At 66.6% G+C, this 3,774-nt stretch carries 6 protein-coding genes; 3 read left to right on the forward strand and 3 right to left on the reverse strand.

The genetic code is table 11. The features are described 5' to 3' along the window. The 3 genes from AC1D1W_RS20065 to AC1D1W_RS20075 all read left to right on the forward strand — a co-directional run. Positions 1-314: family 1 glycosylhydrolase (locus AC1D1W_RS20065; RefSeq protein WP_476944626.1), on the forward strand; the 314-nt coding region annotated here is incomplete at its 5' end. Positions 315-441: 127 nt separating this feature from the next. Continuing rightward, entirely contained in the window at positions 442-1,296 is an 855-nt protein-coding gene (locus AC1D1W_RS20070; RefSeq protein ID WP_243177826.1) for an IclR family transcriptional regulator, read from the forward strand. Positions 1,297-1,489: 193 nt separating this feature from the next. Continuing rightward, positions 1,490-1,786 (forward strand): hypothetical protein, encoded by a 297-nt coding sequence (locus tag AC1D1W_RS20075; RefSeq protein ID WP_243177827.1) that lies wholly within the window; start codon positions 1,490-1,492, stop codon positions 1,784-1,786. 23 nt (positions 1,787-1,809) lie between these two features. Here AC1D1W_RS20075 and AC1D1W_RS20080 read toward each other — a convergent pair whose 3' ends face one another. The 3 genes from AC1D1W_RS20080 to AC1D1W_RS20090 all read right to left on the reverse strand — a co-directional run. Next, positions 1,810-2,838: a prenyltransferase/squalene oxidase repeat-containing protein gene (locus tag AC1D1W_RS20080; RefSeq protein ID WP_476944627.1), complete on the reverse strand. Its 1,029-nt coding sequence runs from the start codon at positions 2,836-2,838 to the stop codon at positions 1,810-1,812. Positions 2,839-2,878: 40 nt separating this feature from the next. Then, positions 2,879-3,331 carry a universal stress protein gene (locus tag AC1D1W_RS20085; RefSeq protein WP_028276757.1) on the reverse strand — a complete coding sequence of 151 codons (453 nt, stop codon included), beginning with the start codon at positions 3,329-3,331 and terminating at the stop codon, positions 2,879-2,881. 99 nt (positions 3,332-3,430) lie between these two features. Further along, positions 3,431-3,774 (reverse strand): response regulator transcription factor (locus tag AC1D1W_RS20090; protein WP_476944628.1); only part of this gene is annotated, 344 nt, incomplete at its 5' end.

Here is a 3,774-nt window from a genome sequence, read left to right on the forward strand (position 1 = left end):
CCATTCGGGAGGCAGCCAGCGTCGCCGGCATCCCTGTCATCGTCACGGAGAACGGCCTGGCGACCGACGACGACTCTCAGCGACTGGCCTACCTCCGCACGGCGGTCGCCGGCGTGGCGTCCTGCCTGGCCGACGGCATCGATGTCCGCGGCTACATCGCCTGGACAGCCTTCGACAACTTCGAGTGGATCTTTGGCTACGGTCCGAAGTTTGGACTCATCGCGGTGGACCGGGCCACGCAGGAACGGACCCCGAAGGAGAGTGCCAAGTTCCTCGGCAGCCTTGCCGGGACGCGGGTGACTGCGTCCGTTTGAACCAGCGCCGGCGCAGTCGACGCCCCACCCCAACAGTGCCRCAGCCATGGAGTACCGGCTAGGAGTTTCATTGGGCGAAACACTATTGTGGTGGGGGTCACTGGCGACGAACTAGGAACGGTTTGAAATGACAGCAGCCCAGGAAAGGGATCCGGACAGCGCCGGGCCCGGAACCCCCGCTCCCGCGCGCGGCAAGCGGCCCAAACAGGGCGAACCGGTGATAGACCGGGCCCTGAGCCTGCTCGCCGTCTTCACGGACCGCCGCCGGGCGCTGACCCTGTCAGAGATGGCCCGTTTTGCGCAAATGCCCGCCCCGACGGCGTTGCGCCTCATTGCCCGGCTGGTCGCCTGGGGCGCTCTGGAACGGCTCGACGACGGACGCTACGTTGTGGGCGTCCGGCTGTGGGAAATAGCGTCCCTCTCCCCGAGGGGCCACGGGATCCGCGAAATCGCGTTGCCCTACCTTGAGGATCTCTTCGAGGTGACGCGCCATCACGTGTTGTTGGCCGTGCGGGATAAAGACCAGGCCGTCCTGATCGAACGGCTTTCCTCCAAGCAGGCCACGGAAGTCGCCTACCGGGTGGGCGGCCGGCTCCCCCTGCGCTCCACGGCCGTCGGCCTGGTCCTGATGGCCGGCTCGGACGCGGCATTCCAGGAAAAGATCCTCAGGGAACCCGCGGAAACTGAACCGGGCGTGGCTCCCATGCCGGAGGGCCAGCTGCGGCGCACCCTGTCCGACGTCCACCGGACGGGGATTGCCATGATCCGCCGGTCCGCGCCGTCGCTGACTGTTTCCGTGGCGGCGCCCGTCTTTGATGCCCAGGGCACGGTGGTGGCCGCACTGTCGATCGTGGTACCGGACGGGACCACCCCGCCCAACGTCCTGGCTCCGGCGGTGATGGCCACCGCGAGGGCAGTCTCACGAAACCTTGGCTACCGGGCTGCCCTGGCCGAGGACGTCCGGACCCTGTCGGACGGCTGACCGCGGACCTGCCAACCACCGGCCCTGCCAACCAGTGGAAAGGCCGCCGCGGCGTTGGGATCAAGGCTCATCATGTTGAACCTGCGGGGCATGGGGCTCCCCGGCCCCCCGCCTGCTTCCGCGAGCCCTTGACACGCCCGGTGGCGGCGTCTAGGACTGGCCTTGTCCCGTCCAAACCAGCCTAGGAGTTGTTATGGCCACCACGCCCTACGGAATCGTGCACTTCTTCCCGGGAGGCACCAAGGAACAATACGAGGCGTCGCTTGCAGCCGTCCATCCGGGCGCGGGGCTCCTGCCCGAGGGTCAGATCTTCCACGCCGGCGGGGCATCCGAGGGTGGCTGGACGGTCATGGCAGTCCACGAATCGAAAGAAAGCTGGGAAAAATTCCGGGACACGATCCTCCTGCCCCGGATGCAGGCGGGTATTGAGGGCGGCTTCGCCGCTCCGCCCGAAGAGACGGTGATCGACCTCTACAAGGTTCTGCCCTAGCAGCAGGTAAACCGCACGCCACTTCAAACGGCGCGCCCGTACCAGTCGAGTACACGCAACGCGCGGAGGGTGTTCCACCGGCTGGACCGGCCGTCACCGTCATCAACCGGGAAATGGACGATCCCGGGATGCGTGTTTTCGAGCAACCAGGTCCCGTCGGGCTGCTCCTTTGACCGGAGCACCTCCACGGCTTCGGCCACGCGCGGGTCCGGAGGCTCTCCCGTCGAACGGAAGTACTCCAGGGCACGGAGCACGTCGTAGTGCCAGCGGGTCGGAAAGGAGAACGTCAGCCAAGCCGGGTCTATGACCGCGCCGGTGCTCTTGCGTCGGAACAGGCCCCGCTCCAGCAGATACTCCTCGCCCCGGCGCCGCGCGTCCACGGACTGCGCCGAGCCGCCCGTGACCCGTTCGTGGGCCAGGAGGCCCTCGAGGACGTTGATCGTCGTGGCGGCCGAGGACACCACGGCGCCGGACTCCGCCCAACAGTTCCACCCGCCGTCGCCCAGTTGCCCGCTGACGAGCCGGGAGACGACGCCGTCGACGTCCTGATCAAAGTACGCGCCGAGCGCCACTGTCATTCCGTTGATGCACGGCTCCACCTCGCCTTGGAAATACGGCTGGCCGCCCTCCTCCCAGCGGCAGTTGTCCCTGACCAGCGCTATGGTCTGGCGCATCTGCTCACTTCGCGGGTCGATCCCGAAGTCACGCAGCAGGAGCAAGCTGTACGTTGTGGCGGTCCACGGCTGGGGGACGCGGTCCCAACCTGTGTCACCGCCGGCATCATCCGCACCGCCGCCCTCGGGACCGTCGCCCTCGGCACGGCCGCTCTCGGCACARCCGCCGTCGGGGCGGTCGCCCTGGGCGGGGAAATATGCGCCATGCGCCCATTGGCCGTCCTCGTCCCGCAATGCCAGCAGGCGGGCACCCCAGCCTTCGGTCGCTACCCGCGCGCGCTCTGCGGTAACGGCCTCGGGCGCGGCGTTGCTGAGATCCTGCAACACCTGCCACCGAAGGGAAGGATCTGAATCCATCAGCCAGTCCAGGACGGTCATACGCCGATGGTAGCCCTCCCGGCTCGCTGGCATCGGACGCTCAGGAAGCCTTCGGCCGGATCACCAGGACAGGGCACGGAGAGTGGCTGGCCACCTGGGCGGAGACCGATCCGATGTGCAGCCCGGCGAAACCGCCGTGGCCGCGGGAGCCGACGATCACCAGGTCGGCTTCCCGTGCGGCCTCAAGTATTGCCGAGGCCGCTGAGTCGTTTTTGATGGACCGCGTCACGACATTGACACCCACTGCGGATTTCGCCGCCTCGGCGCCCAGCGCTTCAGCCTGCTGCTCCGGTGAGTCCTCCGCCACGATTTCGCCTGCCGCCGTTTCCAGCATCGCCGGATACCACGCCATTGGCGCCTTGTTCCAGACGGTCAGGACCCGGAGCTCCGCATTGCGGTACCGGGCCTCTTCAACACCCCACGCCAGGGCCTCATGTGATTGCTTCGAGCCGTCAAATCCGATCACGATCACAAAGGGATCAACTTTTTTCATGGTTCCAGACTTTCACTGCCGGTTTGCGGCGGCTAGGGGCCTCTGACCCCATCCGGGACCGGTGCCTCACCGCGAAGGCCATCAAGGCTGCCGCGGGGTTCAGACGATGCCACGCTTGGCGGCCGTCTTGAGCGCGTCGCGCCTGCTTACCGCCCCGAGTTTGCGGTAAATGGACCGTTCGTGGGTCTTGACCGTGTTCACGGAAATGTACAACGCCTCGGCAATTTCAGCAGCGGTCATGATGGAGCGCATGTAGGAAAGGACTTCGCGTTCGCGCTCGGTCAGGTTCCAGTAGGACTGCGCACGAAGGCGGGTCTCACCCTGTGCCTCGCGTGCCATCAGCGCTGCGATGAACGACTCGTGCGCTGTGCCCCATACAGCGTGCTCCACGAGCAGATCCGCCAATTCCTCTCTCCGTTCGGCGAAAGGACGCAGGACGGTTT

The sequence above is a fragment of the Arthrobacter sp. P1_B4 genome, from assembly GCF_056406555.1.